Here is an 18,094-nt window from a genome sequence, read left to right as displayed (position 1 = left end):
CTTACAAGTATCCAAGACATCTTTCATCATCGTTACAAAGAGAGTATTTCTCCAATCATCCCTTTAGATAAACCTATTGAAGGAAATCTTGCTACTTTTGAGATAAAAGATATTCAAGATGGCTTCACACCATCTTTGGAGTATTCCAAAATACTAGCTGCAAAAGACATCGTTAATGGCGGCCTTAAAGATGTTGATTCATTTGTGAGTATGGCTAGAAGATTAAAACAAGAAAATATTTTGAATGCTGATGATATGATAGCGGTGGATTTTTTGGCAAAACAAAGTCCGAAATTGAATTTTGATGAGTTTAATAAAATCATAAAAAATGATTATCTTAGTATGGAAATGAAGGGTCTTATCACAACGCTTGTGCAGAAATTAGAGATGATTGATTATCTTTCAAATGGTTCTATGGCTACTCTTTATTAAAGGCTTATTTCGTATAATTTTTTGCGTTCGCTTGAGCTTCCGATATTCAGTTGTTTGCGATATTTTGTGATAGTTCTTCTTACCATTTTTAATTGAAATTTCTCTTCAATCATTTGGAGTATTTTTACATCACTGAGGGGTTTTTTGTGATTTTCATTTTTGATGATTTCTCCAATAAAATCCTTGATAGAAGCATTAGAAGTGTCCCCATCAATAGCAGTGGTGAAAAAACTTTTTATGGGCAATATGCCCCTTGAGCATTCTAAATATTTATTTGAAATAGCTCTAGAGATGGTGCTAGGAGAATGACCAAATTCATCTGCAATATCTTTTAGACGCATTGGTTTCATCTCTCCTCCCATAAAAAAATCATACTGATATTCTACGATCATCAGGCCAATCTTCCTGATAGTTTGTTTTCTCATATCTAGTGCGTCAATTAAATCTCTAGCTTCTTTTAGTTTTACCTTGAGATATTGCTTTGCATCGGGACTTTTCATTGTTATCATATCAATACTCACACTTGGATAATAATCATCATTGATCATCACTTGGATTTCCCCATCTATTTGTTGCACCAATACATCAGGAATTACAAAAGCCTCTTGTTGTGTGAAAGCCAAAGCAGGAGGATTTTTAAAGGTATGGATTACTTTCATAGCCTCAGCATAGTGGGCATTAGAGCTATATTTTTTGTGATTGCTTAAGTCGGTGATGATTTTGACACACAATTCATAGATGCAATCTTCAATCTCTTGTTCCTCTTCAAGTTGAAACAAAAAAGATTCAATCACATCTTTTGCACCCACTCCCTTAGGTTCAAGATAGGCAAATCGTTGCCTGATCTTATTGTATTGTTCAACGCTTATACCAAGATCATTGGCTTGTTTGCTCTCTTGTGCTTCAAAATAACCTTCTTCGTTGATATTATCAATAATATCTTGAGCAATTCTTACTGAGATTTCTGTGGGAAAAAGAGGTGGAACAATCTGTTCATTTAAAATTTCATAAAGACTTTTTTCTTGGATGCTCATTGACTCGATTTTCTCACTCATAGAGTTTTTTAATGGGGTATTTGGATAGGGTTTTTTGAGTTTAGAGCTAAAATCCTCCACAATTGTGCTTTGAATATTGATATAAGGGTTTTCTTTGGCGTATTCACTGATGGTTTGTTCCATTTCTAAGACACTGCTTTGAAGAATGGGAAGCCAACTTTTTAATGTTGTTGATAGTTTTGTTTTGACAGTGATATTTTGACGTAATTTAGCCCCTTGTGCCATTACTATACCTTAAAGTTTTCACCCAAATAGTATTTTTTTACTAATGGATTTTGATATATTTGTTCGCTATCTCCACTAGCAAGTAAAGAACCACTTTTAATCACATAGGCACGATGACAAACCGAAAGTGTTTCTCTAACATTGTGGTCAGTGATGAGCACTCCAATATTTAAAGCCACGAGTTGTTCGATAATTTTTTGTATGTCAATAACTGCAATAGGATCAACCCCTGCAAAAGGTTCATCTAGCAAGATAAACTTAGGATCTTTGATGAGTGCTCTTGCTATTTCAACCCTCCGTCTTTCTCCACCGCTTAAGCTCAAACCTTTTCGATGTCTGATGGGAGATATGTTAAATGCTTCAAGCATTTGTTCTATCTTGTTTTGAGCTTCTTTGGTATTTTTTAGAGTGGTTTCTGATGCTAAAGCTAGATTATCTTCCACAGTTAAATCTTTGAAAATGCTTGATTCTTGAGGAAGGTATCCAATTCCCATATTGGATCGTTTGTGTAAGGGATAGCCTGAAAGATCTGTATCATTTAAAAAAACCTTTCCTCCACTAGGTTTCAATAACCCACATATCATATAAAATGTAGTTGTTTTACCTGCACCATTGGGGCCTAAAAGTCCTACAACTTCACCACTATGAACTTCAATAGATACATCATGCACGATTTTTGTTTTTTTAATTTGTTTGCTCAGGTTTTGAGCTTTGAGTTTATCCATTTTGTATCCTATAGGTTCGATTGGTTTGGAGTTTGAAGATTTCAATCACGCACATATTGTATCCATTAGTTTTCAATATTTTTTCTACGTGTTCATCTCCCCACTCTATAAAATGCACTCCTTTATTTTCAAGCCATTCTAAAAGTCCAAGATTAAAAAGTTCTTCTAGGGAATGATTGTAAAAATCGTAGTGAAATATCTCACCATATTGGTGTTGAATACTAAATGTTGGCGAAGTTACATCTTCATCAGGATAAAAGGACTTCACATATTCTCTCACAAGCGTTGTTTTTCCACTTGCTAAATCTCCTCTTAATAAAAAAATATTATTGCCTTCTTTTACAATATTTTTGATTTCTTCTATGAGTGTATGTAAATTTTTAAGATCTAAACAAAACTCCTTCAATGGTTTTCCTTCTTGTTCTCAATGATAGTTATTTCTGTGATACCTAGATTGATTTTTGCACTTTTTATCAATTCTTTATTTTCTTCTATGAATTTTTGATAAATAGCTTCTTGTGATTCAGGGGGGTTTATAGGTTCTTTTGATGGGAGAGGTTTGATAGCTTCTTGTGATGGGGTAAAGTCTGGGTTGATTGGAGATGTTTGAACATCTGAGGAGTTTCCTTGTTCTCCTGAATTATGCAAGTTTTTTGGGAGGTTTTGGCTTTGAATAGGGTTTATTTTTGTGTAGATTCCAAATATTTCCTGCACAATGTTTTTGATATGGACATAATTTTGCCTGAGTATTTCTTTATCTTCTCCTTGAGCAGAGGACTTCCAATTCAACACATTTTCTTCAAAAGAAATAAATTCAATATTTTTTTCAAAAATCTCCCCAAGTTGCTGACTTCTATCATAGATTTTAGCAATTAGTTTGCCAAATATTGCATTGTTGTTTTCTACAGGAAGAGTATTTGTATTTGAGTTGGGAGTTGGAGTAGATGCTTGTGTATGAATAGGGTTTATCGCTGGTGTATTTGTTTGAATTTTGGGCTTGTCTGAAAAAACACTTGATTCTAATTCTTTGATCATTGAATCAATATCTCTAAGTTTTGTAGCTTCTTGCATTTTTAAACTTAGCAATAATAATACAAAACTCCCATCTGAATTGATGTTGAGTAAATACTTGCTTTCAGCTAAAATACGTAAAAATCTATCCACGATAATGACTGGAAAGTCTTTATTTTTGGAGCTCAGAGCTTCTTTTAAAAACATCATCATTTCATCAATAATCATCTCGCATTCATACTCTTCTAAAAGCAAAAGACTATTTTGAAGTTTTGCTTCATCTTGATGAAAAATTGCCTCAAAAAATGTTTGCAATGTTTGGGGATCAACTACACCTAGCATTTCCGTGATTTTGGTTGTTGTGATGTGCTTGTTGCAAAAGCTTATTGCCTGGTCGGTTATGGTTAAAGTATCTCGCAAACTTCCTGATCCACTTCTTGTGATGATTTCTAGTGCCTGAGGTTCATAAGTGACATTTTCTTTATCTAATATATTTGAAATATGTGTCAGTACAGCTTTATGAGGGATTTTTTTGAATCTAAAATGTTGCGTCCTACTCAAGATTGTGGCAGGGAGTTTGAGTGGATCGGTTGTAGCTAAAATGAATTTAACATATTCAGGAGGTTCTTCTAATGTCTTTAAAAGCGCATTGAAAGCTTCTTTTGTGAGCATATGAACTTCATCGATAATAAAAATTTTATATCTACCATAGCTAGGGCGATACTTGGTATGTTCTATCAGATCTCTGATATCATCAATTTTTCTACTTGAGGCAGCATCCATTTCAATAATATCAAGATGACGATTTTCAAGAGCTGATTTACAATTATCGCACTCCCCACAAGGTGAGCTCGTAGGACCTTTTTCGCACTGCAATGCTCGTGAAAATATCCTTGCTGAACTTGTTTTTCCACTTCCTCTAAGCCCACTGAATAAATAAGCATGTGAGATCCTATTGTGATCTAAGGCTGAAGATAGGGTTTGAGAAACACTTTCTTGTCCAATCAAGTCTGAAAAGCTAGTAGGTCGGTATTTTAGAGCCAAAGCAAGAGCCATTAGGAGCCTTTTGAAAATTTTGTTTAGTAGATTTTATATTATTTTAACTATAAAACAAATCAAAAAATATTTTTTGGGTGATTTTGATGTTCCAAAAATTCTTTTGATTCCTTAAAATGCTAGGTTACTCTTGAATAAAATTTGGGTTGCTGTTAAAATGTGATGTCAAACCATACCACAAATAAGGATAGAAATGAAAATAATGAAGATTTTAGTACTAAGTGTTTTTGTATGTCTGCTGAATGCTGCGAGTTATCCCCCCATCAAGGATACGACCACAGGACTTGCAATGTCAAGTCATATTTTGGCAAACAAAATAGGAAAAGAAGTTTTAGATAATGGTGGGAATGCCATTGATGCGGCGGTGGCCGTAGGCTATGCATTGGCAGTTGTTCATCCAGCAGCGGGGAACATTGGAGGGGGTGGATTTGCTGTTATTCATCTAGCCAATGGAGAAAATATTACTTTAGATTTTAGAGAAAAAGCTCCGATTAAAGCAACAAGAGATATGTACTTGGATAAAAAAGGAAATGTAATTCCTGAGGCTAGTACCATCGGTTATCTTGGTGCTGGAGTTCCTGGAAGTGTAGCTGGAATGAGTGCAATGCTTGAAAAATATGGCACCAAGAAACTCGCTGAATTGATTGCTCCTGCCATAGCCCTAGCTGAAAATGGTTTTGTTATCACTCAAAGACAGAGTGAGACAATGCTTGAAGCAAAGAAGGATTTTGCTAAGTTTTCTTCATCAAGGAAATATTTCTTAAAAAAGGATGGAAGTACCTATAAAGAGGGCGAACTTTTTGTCCAAAAAGATTTGGCAAATACTCTTAAACTCATTCAAAAAGAAGGTTCAAAGGCTTTTTATGAGGGTAAAATAGCTGATCTTATCGCTAAAGATATGGCAAAAAATGGAGGCATCATCACAAAAGAGGATTTGAAAAATTATAATGTGGTTTGGAGAAAGCCTGTGATTGGAAATTATCGTGGTTATGAAATCATATCTATGGCACCTCCAAGTTCTGGAGGAACTCATATTATAGAAATATTAAATGTTATGGAGAATGCAAATATTGAAAAACTAGGCTTTGGTGCAAGTAAAACCATACATATAATGGCAGAAGCAATGCGTCAAGCATATGCAGATAGATCTGTATTCATGGGTGATCCTGATTTTGTAAAAGTTCCTGTAAATCATCTCATTAACAAGGCTTATGCTAAAGAAATTTATGCAAAAATCTCTCCAAATAAGGCTACTGCGAGTTCTAAAATCAATCCAGGATTAAAACAGATTCACGAAGGACATAACACCACGCATTATTCTGTAGCTGATAAGTGGGGCAATGCTGTGAGTGTGACTTATACCATTAATGCTTCTTATGGAAGTGCAGCGGCGGTAGATGGAGCAGGATTTTTACTCAATAATGAAATGGATGATTTTTCTATCAAGCCTGGAACACCTAATCTTTATGGATTGGTAGGAGGAGATGCAAATGCAATAGAGCCCAATAAACGACCTCTTAGCTCTATGTCTCCTACTATCGTATTAAAAGATGGTAAATTGTTTATGGTAGTAGGGAGTCCAGGTGGAGCTAGGATTATCACGACCGTCTTGCAAGTGATTTCAAATGTTATTGATCACAAGATGGATATTTCTGAAGCCATATCAGCACCTAGATTTCATATGCAATGGCTTCCTGATGAGATTAGGATTGAAAAATATGGAATGAGCGAAGATGTAAAAGACAATCTAGAAAAAATGGGTTATAAAATCGTTACAAAACCTGTGATGGGCGATGTGAATGCGATTGTTATTGATTTTAAAAATCACACAATGTATGGTTCGGGCGATCCTAGAAAGGAATTTTAATTTTCTTAGAAAGGTTATGAGATCAGTCCTTTGTTTTTGTAACGTTGTATTTGAGTGGGATTCCCACTCAATCCGCCTGAATGGATAAAAATAATCTCTTTATTTTTAAATATACTTAGATTTTCCTTCACACACATCCAGCCTAAGCAGTCATAAATCAAATCAAATTCAATCCCTAGCTCTAGCCATTCTTCATAGATTTTCCAAAGTCTAATATCAGGTTTTCCAAAAGGAATTTTTGTTTGCAATCCTAATATATTGGGTAGTTTGGAAATTCCTATATTTAACAATAACTCTGTGAGATATTTTTCATTTCCTGCACTAGCTATGGTAAAAACAGAAGGTAAAAAATCACAAAGATAACCCGCACTCGCACCGCTTCCTGAAACATAGAAAAATACAGGATTTTTAAAGTTTTTTGTGTCCTCTTGAAGTTCTAAAGCCAGATCTTTTATGCCGATTTTTGCTAAATCACAAGCACCTCCTTGAGGAATAAAAAGACCATTATAAGTCTGAGCAATTTCTATTGCTCTTTGTTTGAGCGCATCAACATCAGATCGCTTGTTGGGTGGTTTGTAAAACTCAAATTCTGTTCCATTTTTGAGTGCGATTGCATAATTTCCTTGAGGTGCACGCATTAAAAGTTCAGGTAAGGGTGGGGTGATATAAATAAATTTATAATTTTTTAGTTTTGAAATATAAGATAGCGTAAGCATCGCATTGGATTGATTTCCCCCATAACTCACAAGCAGGTTTTTTTGTAAATCTAGTTCTAATAATCCTTTGAATTTTCTAGCTTTATTGCCATTAATAAAGGGATGGAGGAGATCATCACGTTTAATATAAAACTCTCTATCTTGCCAAATGACTCTTTCAATCCTAGAGGGAGTTTTAAAAATATTCATTTGCCCAGACAGAATTCTCCAAACATCTTATCAAACATTTCTGAGATTTCATAAGGTTGAGTGATGTTGCAAATATTTGTAATGGCCTCTGTTATATTATATGAAAACAATTCAAGTTCAAGATTTTTAAATACATCACTTGCATTTTCAAGACTACAGATTGCCTTTTTGATTGCTTGTAGTTGAAATTCTGAGGTCAAAAGTATTTCATCACCTATTTCATCTTTTGCTAAGATTTTAGCAAAAATCTCTTTGAGTGCTAAGGCACATTTTTCGGGGGTTTTTGTGCTGATTTTGATGCCTTCATAAGGGATTTGTATTAATTCTTCTATGTCTTTTAGCTCAAACATAGGGGGCAAATCACTTTTGTTTAATGTGATGATGCAATGTTTATTTTCTTGAGTGTTTAGAAGTCTTATGATTTCCATATCTTCATTATCTAGGATTCTCGATGAATCAAATACTGCTAAAATAATGTCGCTTTGGAAGATAGAGTTGATACTTTTTGTGATTCCTAAGGATTCTATTTCGTCTTGGGTTTTCCTAATCCCAGCAGTGTCAATGATGCGAATGATATTGCCTTCAATGTTAATATTTTCTTCAATAGTATCCCTTGTGGTTCCTGCTATAGGGCTTGTGATGGCTCTATCATAGAGTAAAATAGCATTTAAAACTGAACTCTTGCCCACATTTGGTTTTCCAATGATGCTCATATGATGGCCATCAATGATTCCTTGCCTCATTTTTGAAAATTCATAAACAGACTTGAGTAGATTTTGTATTTTTTGAATTTGAGAGTCAATATTACTGATAATATCCGCAGGAATATCCTCTTCACCATAATCAATCATTACTTCGCTATAAGCAAGAACACGCAAGAGATCTTCTCTCAAGTTATCTACAAATTTTCCTAATTCTCCTTTAAGTTGCTTGGCTAATATTTTTGATGCTTTTTCGCTCGTGGATTGAATGATTTTGGAAAGTGCGTTGATTTGAGAAAAATCAATACGGCCATTTAAAAATGCTCTTTTGCTGAATTCTCCAGGTGCAGCTAAAGTCGCACCTTTTTCTAAGCATACTTGTAAGATCATTTTTGCTGCGATGATTCCACCATGACACTGTATCTCACAGACATCTTCTCGTGTATAGCTAGCGGGGTTTTTAAAATAAATCACGATAACTTCATCAAGTATTTCATCTTTATTGTTATAGACACAACATAAGGTAGCGTATCTGGGAGAAAAATTGGTTTTTTTGGTTATTTCTAAAGCGATTTGAAGGGCTTTTTTACCACTCATTCTAACAATGGCGGTTGCTCCAATGCCTATGGGGGTAGAAATAGCTACAATCGTATTATTTTCATTCATGATTTAATGAAATCATTGACTACAATATAACGTTCATCTTGTGCATTAATTCGGAAGGAAACATATTTGTTTGGAAAAGTCTCTCGAAGTTTTTTGAGTGCAATATAAGCAAGTACGCCATCTAATGGTTTTGTTTGTGCTTTTCCTGTTTGTATTATTGTCGAGATGACATTTTGTAAATAAATATCAATGGCTTCTTCTTGATTTTTTAAAAACTGTGCAATTTCTAGGCGGATGTTATAGCCATATTTAGGTTGAATCCAGTTGAAAAGCAAATAGGATAATGCTTTATAGCGGTATCCTTTTTCACCAATCATGAGTGCAGAATCATCTCCATCTAGAGTAATAAGAATAGTTTGACTATCATAGATTCCAACTTCTATTTTGTTGATTTTATAAGGCATTGAAGCAAACAGCATTTTAACCTCATCTTCAATTTCTTGAGTGATTTCTTGAGGGTCTTGTATTTCTTTAAAGAATGTTTCGTCAATATCGCTTTTGTTCATTTCAAATTGATGGTGAGAAGTTTTTTGAGAATTTGTAGCTAGATGATGATCAAAATAAGAAGGACGAGATTTTTTATGTTCTTCATAATCAAAGTTCTCATCAGTATTTTCTAGAGAATTTTTTTGATTTTGTGTCGCGATAGATGTTTGAGGAGTTATTTCTTTTTTCGGTATATCATCATCTTTATTATTCCCTAGTGCATTTGAGTCTTTTATGATAGTAGCGACAATGATGGCATCTTTTTTACCCATACCAAAAAATCCGCTAGAAGGGGTTTGAATGATTTCATAATCAAGTTCAGTGACAGAACAACCCAGATCTAAAGAGGCTTGGGTTATAGCTTCCTGAAGAGTTTTTGCAACAACTTTTTTCATTTTGTTTTCTCTTTGTGGTTTTTTTCAACTTCAATGTGATGATGTTTGTGCTCTGCAATTTCTAAGGCTTTTTTCCTTTCCATCATGCGATTAATGATAAGTTGTTGGAGAATGGAAAAGATATTATTTACTGTCCAATAAAGCACCAATCCTGCAGGAAATGTGATTAAAAATAATGTGAAGACAACAGGAAGAAGTCTAAAAATCTTCGCTTGTGTAGGATCTGCAATAGTATTAGGAGTGAGTACTTGACTCATATACATTGAAACACCCATTAAAATTGGAAGAACAAAATAAGGATCCATTACAGATAAATCGTGAATCCATAAAATCCATCCTGTACTTTTGAGTTCGACGGCATTATAAAGCACTCGATAGATGGCAAAAAATACAGGAATTTGTAAAATCAAGGGTAGGCATCCACCCATTGGGTTTGCACCGTGTTTTTTGTATAGCTGCATCATCTGAGATTGGAGTTTTTGAGGATCATCTTTGTATTTTGCTTGAAGTTCTTTCATTTTTGGTGCAACTTCTTTTAGCTTTTGCATACTGACCATCCCCTTATAACTCAATGGGAATAAGATAATTCGCACTATTAAGGTGAGCAATATAATAGCCCATCCCCAATTTAAGGTATAGCTATGAAGGAAATTCAAGAGTAAAAATACAGGTTTGGCAAAAAAAGTAATGATTCCGTATTCAACAACATCGGTTAAATTTGGATTGATTTCTTTGAGTTCTTTGTAATTTTTAGGCCCAATATAGCCCTCAAAGTCTGCATTTCCATTGAAGGCTACAAATGGCATTGGATTTTTTGTGCCAATCTCTGAATCAATGATGGCATCAAATCCTTTGGGCGAAGTTGTAAAGAATAAGGAAGTGTAGTATCTATCGACACTTGCTATAAATTTTGCTCCTACATAGGGTTGAGATTTCTCATCTGCTTTTTTATCTTCGACTTTTTCTATCTTATCTTCGCTATCTTTAAGCAAAACCCCGTGAAATGCATATCCATCTGCATCTGCAACAGGTCTTGTGCCACTAGAGATGACGTAAGGAACAGGATTGCTTACTTCAAGTTTGATTTTATATTTTAGATCAGGATAAAAAGTGATGATTTTTCTTATAACAAGGTTATTTAAATTTTGAGTCAAAACCAATGTTTGAGGAGTGGTTGTAAGCTCAATAGAGTCCATTGAAGCCTTATAAGGAACCTCAAAGGCTTGATTGTTTGTAGCAATATCTGAAAATCTCATTTCTAATGGTTTGGGAAGAGTATCTCCCAAAAGAGGTAATTTTGTGATGACTTCTTGAGGCTTTTTAGCAAAACCAAAAAGCCTTTTGATATGATCTATGAACCCCTCTTGTCTAGGGGCAGTAAATTTTTTGTCTTTGAGATAAAATTGTGAGATACGCCCTAATGAATCTATCTGAATTTCAACGTCTTTAGAATTGATCGTTGCGATAATTTTATTTGGATTGAAAATATCTGAATTTAAATTTTGAGTATTAGGGACTGTGCTAAGAGCTATATTTTTGCTAACAAGGCTACTGGGTGCAGCATTTGGCGTTAAGGTTGCTTTTTCCTGAATTGCCTTTTCTATAGGTTGAGCTGGTTTCTGAAAATAGCTATAGACCATAATAAATAAAAACGAAATCGCCACTACTAAAATAATTCTCAAATTGTTATCTTGTTTCACCTTTGCACCTCTATAATGACTTGATAATATAAAATTTGATTTTCTTAGCATGTCCGTTTTGAGTATGTTTCTCAATAGGAACAAGCCAAAAATCAATTTTTTGCGGAGATAAAAAATCTCCTTTTAAAAACCAATTCCCGATAGGATAGTCAATCCCACCTAAAAATAACTGATTGCATCTTAAAATTCTTAGTAAAATCTTATAAAATGCAAAAAGAGGATGGTTAAACTGAATGCTCCAAAGAGCGTATTGTGAGCAAGTTGGATAGTATCGACAGCTTTTTGGTAAAAGTGGAGAGATGTACTTTTGATAGAAAGAAATAAATACTTTTAAAAAAGAAAACATAAAAGGTTTAACATTTTTGTTGGCTACTTTGATTTGATTCTCTTTCAACTCTTGCTCCCATACACAGAAGGAATTGAGGAAAACAATCCCTTTACAGAGGTTAAAAAATCTTGTTGGAAAACCTTATAAGGAATTTCAATGATACCATTTTTTGCGACAAAAACCATTGCATGATTTTTGAAAATTTCTTGATGTTCTCTACACAAAGACCTAACTCTACGCTTAATAAGATTTCTTTTTGTTGCTTTTCCAACTTTTTTAGAAACACTCAGGCCGAGTAAAAAATCATCTTCATTTTCTCTGTTTTGTAATAGGGGTGATCTAGAATCCAACCCTAGAAAATAAAGTGTGAAATACTTTGAGTATCTCCTAGTGCCTTTTTTATACACTAGATCAAATTCTTTTTTGTTTTTCAGAGAATTCACGCTTTAACCGCACTAAATAGCAAGTCTTTTACGTCCCTTTGCTCTTCTGGCACTAATAACTTTTCTACCATTCTTGGTTTTCATTCTAACCCTGAAGCCGTGCGTCCTCTTTCTTGGAGTATTGTGTGGCTGGTATGTACGTTTCATTTGATATGTCCCTTGAGATAAAATAAAGCTCGTATTATATAGTCTTTTTACTTAAATAAACTTTGGAAAAATCCCGAAGTCCCTTAATGATTATCTTTATCTTCAACTAGAATATAGAGCTCCTTGAGGTCATTGATTTGTAAAAGATCAAGAATTTTTACAAAACTATCAAGATTGCTATTTTTATCGCCTTGTAAAACAATCGGAGTGTCTTTAGCATATGAACTTACAGATGCTTTGAGTTCATCAAAACTCACCTGTTTGTCATTTATATAATACTTTCCATCATTGTTAATGGTGATATTAACTTGTTTTTTTTTCATATCCTCTTGATTTCTTGAAGAATTTTGATCTACTTTTGGAATATTGATAGGGAGTTTTGAAGTACTCACAAAAGATGCTGTTGTCAAGACAATGACCAAAAGCACAAGTACAATATCTATGAAAGGAACTAAATTCATTGAATCCATTTTTTTCATCTTATTCCTTAGAATTTGTATCTAAACGCTTAGGAGAAATTTTTGTTTGGGTGGGTGGGTTGTGATAAATATCCCACTTTGTGATGATGATCTCACTTTTGCGTACCAACATATTGTATATGACAATTGAAGGAATAGCTACGATAAGACCCATTCCAGTTGCTTTTAATGCCAGAGCAAGTCCCACCATAATGGCTTTTGTATCTACAAATGAATTAGAGCCTATATCTACGAAGGTAATCATAATCCCTGCTACGGTTCCTAAAAGTCCAACATATGGGGCATTTGAACCGATAGTAGCGATCAGAGTAAGTCTTCTGTGCAAATCGAGTTCAAGTTCCCGTTTATCTAAGTAATCATCAACTCTCAGCGTTGCATAAAACCAAACTCTTTCAATACCTATTGCAATCACGATAATAGATAGAAATCCTAAAAAAATCAAGATTCCATAATCAAGCCATTCTTTCATTGCTAACCTTTGTAGTAATTTTTTAAACTCGCTAGTGCTTCTTTATCGAGTATTTTTTTCTTGATACTCTCTCGCTTATCATGAAGATTTTTACCTTTGACAAGTGCAATTTCAACCTTTGCCTTGTTTTTATTGTTGAAATAAATCTTCAAAGGCACGATACTGAGTCCTTGCAAACTAACTTGCCCAAAGAGTTTGTCAATTTGTTTTTTGTGCAAAAGCAATTTTCTATCACGCTTTTCATTGGGCTTGTAATATGGGTTTGTCGTATCTAGGTATGAAATATGCATTCCAAATAAAAATGCTTCATTCTTTATGATTTTAACAAAACTATCTTTCAGATTTACTCTAGCTTGACGCAAGGCTTTTACTTCTGAACCAAATAAAGAAATCCCCGCCTCTAGTTTTTCTAATATTTCGTAATCAAAAAAAGCTTTTTTATTTCTTGCTATGATCACTTCTTGTCCTTTAATCTAAAAAAACTACTCCCACTACCACTAAAATACCAATCCTTGCCTAAATTTTTTTGTATTTCATTTAATTCTGGATATAGATTTATAGCAGGAAGGAACAAATCATTGAGTTGTTCGCGTTGATATAAAGATAGAATTTGTTTAGTTGAGCTAGATTGAAGGGTTTTTGCAAAATCATACTCTTGTAAGGGGATATTTTTATCGTATTGTGAATATACTTTTTTGGTATCACAGAAAATATTTGGCGTAAAAATTTCAAACACACAAGTTTCTTCTTCATATTTTTGAATCATTTCACCTATTCCTGAAACGTTTGCACCGCTATATCCACTCACAAAAAAACCTACATCAGAGCCTATTTTCATTCCAATGTAATGCAATTGTTTTTGAGTAAGACCAAGATGAAATAACTCATTGATTTTTACTAAGCACATTCCCGCATCAGCACTTCCTCCACCTAGTCCTGCACCTTTTGGGATTTTTTTTTCAACCTCAATATTGAGACATTCAAGCATAGATGATTTGATTTTCTTATGTTCTAAAAACTTTTTAAGTTCTGCAATTGAGCGATAAATGAGATTATCTTGCATTTCGCAGTTAAAATCACCTTTTAGAGAAAACTTTTCTGATGGCTTTATTTCAATTACATCCTTCAAATCTCCAAAAACCAACATAAATCTCGAAGAAATAGTGTGGTAAGAGCCTTGAACTCCTGTGAGTTTTAAAAAAATATTTATTTTTGGAAATACATCAAAAATCAATTTTTATTCTTCAGTGTTTAATATGTTTGCCAATGCTATCTAGAGTATCATTGCTGATATCAACAGAGGCTTTTTTGTTTTCTGAGGCGATAGCTTCTTTTAGTTCAGATCTTAAGATAAGAGTATTTGGAGGAGCTTGAAATCCAAGTTTGACACTTCCTCGATCAATGGATATTACCTTGATAGTAATATTATCCCCAATAACGATACTTTCATCAGGTTTTCTTGATAAAATCAACATTTTTATTTATCCTATTTAGCAGATATTGGACGCTTCCATCTTCTTTTATTTGAATTATAGAGAAAAAATCCTCAAAATTGGCTATATAGATTCCATCTTTTTGATTTTCTAGTAAAAACTTTCTTCCTAGCCATAAATTTTCTCTCACTTGTAAGCTCAAGTCTGAAATAATGGGATATTTCAAAACTTTTAAAGGATCAATAAAACTAGTTTCCCCAGCTTTTGCAACTATATCACCCTCACTGATACGTTCTAGTGATGATAATGCCCCATCAACACCCAATTCTTTTGCTATAATCTCACCGATACTTCTAATATAGGATCCTTCAGAAACACTCGCACGAAAACTTAAATACGGGTGGTTGTAGCACAAAAGCTCTATTTCAAATATTTCCATAATGCTAACGGAGGGTTCTAACATAATCCCCGATCGTGCAAGTTCATAAGATCTTTTACCATTGATTTTCTTAGCACTGTATCTAGGAGGTGTGTATGAAATTTTTCCCTTCAAGGAAGCTAGAATATCTTCAATTTTTTGTTTTTCGATTTTTTTCACCTCCCTAATGCTCACAATGTTTTCCATATCCAAGCTTAAGCTTTTAACCCCTAGCCATAAAGTTGCCTCATAGACTTTAGGATTTTTTTGAATAAAAGAAAAAAGCCTTGTATGGTTTCCAAACCCCACTATCAAGCAGCCTCTAGCAAAAGGGTCAAGCGTCCCAGAATATCCAGCTTTTTTGACATTATAGATTCTCTTGAGTTTGCTTAGAAAAAAATTACTTGAGATTTGAGGGGGTTTGTGGGCAACCATGAGAGCGTCCAAAGTATATCCTTTTTTTAATTTTAATATTTAATAATATTTTTATATTAATAATGAAATAATCTAAGCGTGACAAACATTAGGAGGTCGTATTTGGAAAAAGAACTCATCTTAGCTCCTGGAACTCTTATCACTTCAAAAACTGATTTGAAGGGCAAAATTACTTATTGCAACAAAGATTTTTTGCACTACGCACTTTATGAGGAGCAAGAGCTTTTGAATAAACCTCATAATATCATCAGGCATCCTGATATGCCAAAGGCGGTTTTCAAGCTATTGTGGGATTATATCCAAAATGGAAAAGAGATTTTTGCTTTTGTGAAAAACAAGAATAAATATGGAGATTTTTATTGGGTATTTGCCAACATTACCCCTAGCTATGATTCAGAGAATAAAATTATTGGTTATTACTCTGTGCGGAGAAAACCCAATCAAAAGGCCATAGAGCAAATTTCTGGTATTTATAAGCAAATGCTAGAGGCTGAAAAACTAGGCGGAATGAGTGCTGGAGCGAAGATAATTCAAGATATTTGTGAGAGTTTAGGAAAAAGCTACAACCAAATAGTTCTTGAAATGCAAAAGGATCTAAAATGAATTCAAAGTTCCACTTAGCAGGTATTTGTATTGCTATTATTGGCTTATTTTTTAGTATCTTTTTCCACTCCTTTTTCATATCTGTTTTTATAGTGAGTTTGATGTTTGTGTTGCTTGTGATTTTAGAAATATTTTATTTGATTGCAAAAAACACAAATCAAACAATCGTTAATAAAATTTTATTGATGTCACAATCACTCAAAGAAGGGGATTTTGAAAATCGCATTATTTTGCCAAAGGGTGATAAGGAGCTTGTTTGTATCGCTAATAACATCAATGATCTCACTGATCATCTTGAGGCTTTTTTGCGTGAAATAAAAACTTCTACTAAGTCATCTTCACAAAACGAATTTTATCGCAAGGGAATTTCAGAAGGCCTCAAAGGAACCTTCAAGCTCAATATTGAAAGCATGAATGAGGTCTTAGAAAATATAGAGAAAAACTCTAAAGAGAATATAAAAAATGCTCTTTCAAAATCCTTGATGAGCATCAATCTTAGTTCTCAAAATCAGAATTTGACAAAAATTTCACAAGAACTTGGTAGCGATGTGAATTTGATGGAAGAAGTGCATCAACGTATTGAGAAAATCAAAAACCTTTCTTTTGAGAGTAAAAATGATGTTGATTCAATCACGGATTCCATAAATAATTTGATGACACTGATGGATAGGAGTAATGCTGCTATTTCTAGCTTTGCACAAAAATCTCAAGATATTGGGAATGTGATTGAGCTCATTGTCGATATTGCTACTCAGACGAATCTTTTAGCATTAAATGCAAATATAGAAGCTGCTAGGGCAGGAGATAATGGCAAGGGATTTGCCGTTGTGGCAAATGAAGTTAGGAAATTGGCGGAAAAAACTCAAAAAGCAACCAATGAGATCTCCATCGCCATTCAGACGATGCAACAAGAGGTCGGTAGCATTCAAGCAAGTACTGAGGAAGTTCATCAAATTGCTAGTAGTTCTCAGGAGAAGATTACTGATTTTAATTTAATTTTTGAAAATATGGAACAAAGTAGCAATCAGCTTGCTAATGTGTTTGTTGATTTGTCCAAATATCTGGTTTTGAGCATCACCAAACTTGATCATATTTTGTATAAATCACACATTTATTTAAGTTTAAACCATCAATCTCAAACGCAAAGTTTTGATACCAATCCCATTTCTCCACTTCTTGATAAGCAGGACACAAAAGTCATTTTGAATGATTTTATTTCCCCTGCAGATCTTGAGGGTATCAAAACGGAGTTGAATAAACACTCAAAGAGTGCTATTTCTGCAATTGATAAAGAAATTACTCTTGAAGTTTCTAAAGATATTATTTCAGATGTGCAGATACTTGAAGAGGAAAGCAAGATATTGTTTGAAAAACTTGAAGTTAGTCATTGTTAAAAGGATGGGTATGCAAAAAGTCTTTTATTTTTTCCAAAGCTTTTTTCCTATGGGATATTTTATTTTTCTCTTCTGGTTCAAGCTCTCCAAGGGTTTTGCAATGTCCTAGAGGAATAAAAATTGGATCATACCCAAATCCATTTTTTCCACGAGGGTTGTTAATGATTTCCCCTTCTAATTCTCCTCTTGAAATAAATTCTATATGTTTGCCATTGATATTTCCTATTATAGCTATGCAGGCGACAAATTTGGCTTTTGAGTTTTGGAGGGATTTTTTCTTCATATTTTCTATCACGCATTCTATGTTGGAAATATCAGAAGAATTTCCCAGAATCCCTGATTTTATATTTGCATATCTTGCACTATAAATTCCAGGCTCTCCATCAAGTCCATCTATACACAATCCACTATCATCTGCCATTGCTAGGAAGTTGCTAGAATCATCTATGAGATTAATTAAAGCTTTTGCTTTAATCATCGCATTGCCTTCAAAACTATCTGCATTTTCCTCTACTTTTAAATGCTCAAATTTTGAAGCATCTGCAATGATTGTATAGTCTTTGAAAATACCTTGAATCTCTTTTATTTTGCCTTGATTTGAACTTGCTATGAAAATTTTTATCCTATGCATTTTTGCTCTTTGTTGTTTTTATTTCTAAGAAATCTCTATAAACTTTTTTGGGTTATAATCATACCTAAAAATAATCCCCCATCAAAAAAG

Annotated in this window: 22 protein-coding genes; 4 read left to right on the top strand and 18 right to left on the bottom strand. The window is 33.8% G+C overall.

What is annotated here, in order from left to right; all coding sequences use genetic code 11:
• Nucleotides 1-432: hypothetical protein (locus BKH42_RS09525; RefSeq protein WP_095295875.1), on the top strand; the 432-nt coding region annotated here is incomplete at its 5' end.
• Here BKH42_RS09525 and BKH42_RS06830 read toward each other — a convergent pair.
• The 4 genes from BKH42_RS06830 to BKH42_RS06815 are packed head-to-tail and all read right to left on the bottom strand — an operon-like array spanning nt 429 to nt 4,504.
• Nucleotides 429-1,712: an RNA polymerase factor sigma-54 gene (locus BKH42_RS06830; RefSeq protein ID WP_095295874.1), complete on the bottom strand. Its 1,284-nt coding sequence runs from the start codon at nt 1,710-1,712 to the stop codon at nt 429-431. The genes BKH42_RS09525 and BKH42_RS06830 overlap by 4 nt on opposite strands.
• A 2-nt stretch (nt 1,713-1,714) precedes the next feature.
• Nucleotides 1,715-2,437, bottom strand: coding sequence for an LPS export ABC transporter ATP-binding protein (gene lptB / locus BKH42_RS06825; RefSeq protein ID WP_095295873.1), 723 nt, complete (start codon nt 2,435-2,437; stop codon nt 1,715-1,717).
• Nucleotides 2,430-2,843: a tRNA (adenosine(37)-N6)-threonylcarbamoyltransferase complex ATPase subunit type 1 TsaE gene (gene tsaE, locus BKH42_RS06820; protein WP_095295872.1), complete on the bottom strand. Its 414-nt coding sequence runs from the start codon at nt 2,841-2,843 to the stop codon at nt 2,430-2,432. The genes lptB and tsaE overlap by 8 nt, the downstream gene beginning before the upstream one ends.
• On the bottom strand, nt 2,840-4,504 hold the full coding sequence (locus BKH42_RS06815; RefSeq protein ID WP_095295871.1) for a DNA polymerase III subunit gamma/tau: 1,665 nt from the start codon (nt 4,502-4,504) through the stop codon (nt 2,840-2,842). Before BKH42_RS06815 ends, tsaE begins: the two co-directional genes overlap by 4 nt.
• 193 nt (nt 4,505-4,697) lie before the next feature.
• Here BKH42_RS06815 and ggt point away from each other — a divergent pair, with 193 nt between their 5' ends.
• Entirely contained in the window at nt 4,698-6,371 is a 1,674-nt protein-coding gene (ggt, locus tag BKH42_RS06810; protein ID WP_095295870.1) for a gamma-glutamyltransferase, read from the top strand.
• Between the two features lie 14 nt (nt 6,372-6,385).
• Here the strand turns inward: ggt and BKH42_RS06805 are convergent, their stop codons facing one another.
• The 13 genes from BKH42_RS06805 to truB all read right to left on the bottom strand — a co-directional run bounded on the left by BKH42_RS06805 (nt 6,386) and on the right by truB (nt 15,388).
• On the bottom strand, nt 6,386-7,276 hold the full coding sequence (locus tag BKH42_RS06805; protein WP_095295869.1) for a hypothetical protein: 891 nt from the start codon (nt 7,274-7,276) through the stop codon (nt 6,386-6,388).
• Nucleotides 7,273-8,643 carry a tRNA uridine-5-carboxymethylaminomethyl(34) synthesis GTPase MnmE gene (gene mnmE, locus BKH42_RS06800; RefSeq protein WP_095295868.1) on the bottom strand — a complete coding sequence of 457 codons (1,371 nt, stop codon included), beginning with the start codon at nt 8,641-8,643 and terminating at the stop codon, nt 7,273-7,275. The genes BKH42_RS06805 and mnmE overlap by 4 nt, the downstream gene beginning before the upstream one ends.
• Nucleotides 8,640-9,524: a Jag N-terminal domain-containing protein gene (locus tag BKH42_RS06795; protein WP_095295867.1), complete on the bottom strand. Its 885-nt coding sequence runs from the start codon at nt 9,522-9,524 to the stop codon at nt 8,640-8,642. The genes mnmE and BKH42_RS06795 overlap by 4 nt, the downstream gene beginning before the upstream one ends.
• The gene (gene yidC, locus BKH42_RS06790; protein WP_257874281.1) at nt 9,521-11,224 is read right to left on the bottom strand and encodes a membrane protein insertase YidC; all 1,704 of its coding nucleotides are present in this window, start codon (nt 11,222-11,224) and stop codon (nt 9,521-9,523) included. The genes BKH42_RS06795 and yidC overlap by 4 nt, the downstream gene beginning before the upstream one ends.
• Nucleotides 11,225-11,234: 10 nt before the next feature.
• Complete coding sequence (gene yidD, locus BKH42_RS06785; protein ID WP_095295879.1) at nt 11,235-11,570, bottom strand: membrane protein insertion efficiency factor YidD; 336 nt, start codon at nt 11,568-11,570, stop codon at nt 11,235-11,237.
• Between the two features lie 44 nt (nt 11,571-11,614).
• Nucleotides 11,615-11,995: a ribonuclease P protein component gene (gene rnpA / locus BKH42_RS06780; RefSeq protein WP_095295865.1), complete on the bottom strand. Its 381-nt coding sequence runs from the start codon at nt 11,993-11,995 to the stop codon at nt 11,615-11,617.
• 12 nt (nt 11,996-12,007) lie between these two features.
• A complete protein-coding gene (gene rpmH, locus BKH42_RS06775; protein ID WP_095295864.1) occupies nt 12,008-12,142 on the bottom strand; it encodes a 50S ribosomal protein L34 in 135 nt (44 codons plus the stop codon).
• Between the two features lie 83 nt (nt 12,143-12,225).
• Nucleotides 12,226-12,621 carry a biopolymer transporter ExbD gene (locus BKH42_RS06770; RefSeq protein WP_095295863.1) on the bottom strand — a complete coding sequence of 132 codons (396 nt, stop codon included), beginning with the start codon at nt 12,619-12,621 and terminating at the stop codon, nt 12,226-12,228.
• Between the two features lies 1 nt (nt 12,622).
• The gene (gene exbB, locus BKH42_RS06765) at nt 12,623-13,090 is read right to left on the bottom strand and encodes a TonB-system energizer ExbB (RefSeq protein WP_095295862.1); all 468 of its coding nucleotides are present in this window, start codon (nt 13,088-13,090) and stop codon (nt 12,623-12,625) included.
• 2 nt (nt 13,091-13,092) lie between these two features.
• A complete protein-coding gene (gene smpB / locus BKH42_RS06760; RefSeq protein WP_095295861.1) occupies nt 13,093-13,548 on the bottom strand; it encodes an SsrA-binding protein in 456 nt (151 codons plus the stop codon).
• Nucleotides 13,545-14,324, bottom strand: a complete 780-nt coding sequence (locus BKH42_RS06755) for a 4-(cytidine 5'-diphospho)-2-C-methyl-D-erythritol kinase (protein ID WP_095295860.1) — start codon at nt 14,322-14,324, stop codon at nt 13,545-13,547. The genes smpB and BKH42_RS06755 overlap by 4 nt, the downstream gene beginning before the upstream one ends.
• A 10-nt stretch (nt 14,325-14,334) precedes the next feature.
• The gene (locus tag BKH42_RS06750) at nt 14,335-14,565 is read right to left on the bottom strand and encodes a carbon storage regulator (RefSeq protein ID WP_095295859.1); all 231 of its coding nucleotides are present in this window, start codon (nt 14,563-14,565) and stop codon (nt 14,335-14,337) included.
• Nucleotides 14,540-15,388 carry a tRNA pseudouridine(55) synthase TruB gene (gene truB / locus BKH42_RS06745; RefSeq protein ID WP_095295858.1) on the bottom strand — a complete coding sequence of 283 codons (849 nt, stop codon included), beginning with the start codon at nt 15,386-15,388 and terminating at the stop codon, nt 14,540-14,542. The genes BKH42_RS06750 and truB overlap by 26 nt, the downstream gene beginning before the upstream one ends.
• Before the next feature lie 90 nt (nt 15,389-15,478).
• On the opposite strand from truB, the gene BKH42_RS06740 reads away from it, so the two are divergent.
• Nucleotides 15,479-15,979 carry a PAS domain-containing protein gene (locus BKH42_RS06740; RefSeq protein WP_095295857.1) on the top strand — a complete coding sequence of 167 codons (501 nt, stop codon included), beginning with the start codon at nt 15,479-15,481 and terminating at the stop codon, nt 15,977-15,979.
• Entirely contained in the window at nt 15,976-17,373 is a 1,398-nt protein-coding gene (locus tag BKH42_RS09925; protein ID WP_095295856.1) for a methyl-accepting chemotaxis protein, read from the top strand. The genes BKH42_RS06740 and BKH42_RS09925 overlap by 4 nt, the downstream gene beginning before the upstream one ends.
• On the opposite strand, the gene rdgB is transcribed toward BKH42_RS09925, so the two are convergent.
• Nucleotides 17,360-18,004 carry an RdgB/HAM1 family non-canonical purine NTP pyrophosphatase gene (rdgB, locus tag BKH42_RS06730; protein WP_095295855.1) on the bottom strand — a complete coding sequence of 215 codons (645 nt, stop codon included), beginning with the start codon at nt 18,002-18,004 and terminating at the stop codon, nt 17,360-17,362. The two genes, BKH42_RS09925 and rdgB, sit on opposite strands and share 14 nt — an antisense overlap.
• Nucleotides 18,005-18,094 lie beyond the last annotated feature (90 nt).

This window comes from Helicobacter sp. 13S00482-2 (assembly GCF_002272795.1).
In the GTDB taxonomy this organism is placed as follows: domain Bacteria; phylum Campylobacterota; class Campylobacteria; order Campylobacterales; family Helicobacteraceae; genus Helicobacter_J.
The sequence above is the reverse complement of the archived record's forward strand: the minus strand, read 5'-3'. Positions and strand labels throughout refer to the sequence as shown.

Coding starts and splice junctions, on each gene's coding strand:
- BKH42_RS06830 (WP_095295874.1), bottom strand. CDS start 1,712: ATGGCACAAGGGGCTAAATTACGTCAAAATATCACTGTCAAAACAAAA.
- lptB (WP_095295873.1), bottom strand. CDS start 2,437: ATGGATAAACTCAAAGCTCAAAACCTGAGCAAACAAATTAAAAAAACA.
- BKH42_RS06815 (WP_095295871.1), bottom strand. CDS start 4,504: ATGGCTCTTGCTTTGGCTCTAAAATACCGACCTACTAGCTTTTCAGAC.
- ggt (WP_095295870.1), top strand. CDS start 4,698: ATGAAAATAATGAAGATTTTAGTACTAAGTGTTTTTGTATGTCTGCTG.
- BKH42_RS06805 (WP_095295869.1), bottom strand. CDS start 7,276: ATGAATATTTTTAAAACTCCCTCTAGGATTGAAAGAGTCATTTGGCAA.
- mnmE (WP_095295868.1), bottom strand. CDS start 8,643: ATGAATGAAAATAATACGATTGTAGCTATTTCTACCCCCATAGGCATT.
- BKH42_RS06795 (WP_095295867.1), bottom strand. CDS start 9,524: ATGAAAAAAGTTGTTGCAAAAACTCTTCAGGAAGCTATAACCCAAGCC.
- yidD (WP_095295879.1), bottom strand. CDS start 11,570: ATGTTTTCTTTTTTAAAAGTATTTATTTCTTTCTATCAAAAGTACATC.
- rpmH (WP_095295864.1), bottom strand. CDS start 12,142: ATGAAACGTACATACCAGCCACACAATACTCCAAGAAAGAGGACGCAC.
- BKH42_RS06770 (WP_095295863.1), bottom strand. CDS start 12,621: ATGAAAAAAATGGATTCAATGAATTTAGTTCCTTTCATAGATATTGTA.
- exbB (WP_095295862.1), bottom strand. CDS start 13,090: ATGAAAGAATGGCTTGATTATGGAATCTTGATTTTTTTAGGATTTCTA.
- BKH42_RS06750 (WP_095295859.1), bottom strand. CDS start 14,565: ATGTTGATTTTATCAAGAAAACCTGATGAAAGTATCGTTATTGGGGAT.
- BKH42_RS09925 (WP_095295856.1), top strand. CDS start 15,976: ATGAATTCAAAGTTCCACTTAGCAGGTATTTGTATTGCTATTATTGGC.
- rdgB (WP_095295855.1), bottom strand. CDS start 18,004: ATGCATAGGATAAAAATTTTCATAGCAAGTTCAAATCAAGGCAAAATA.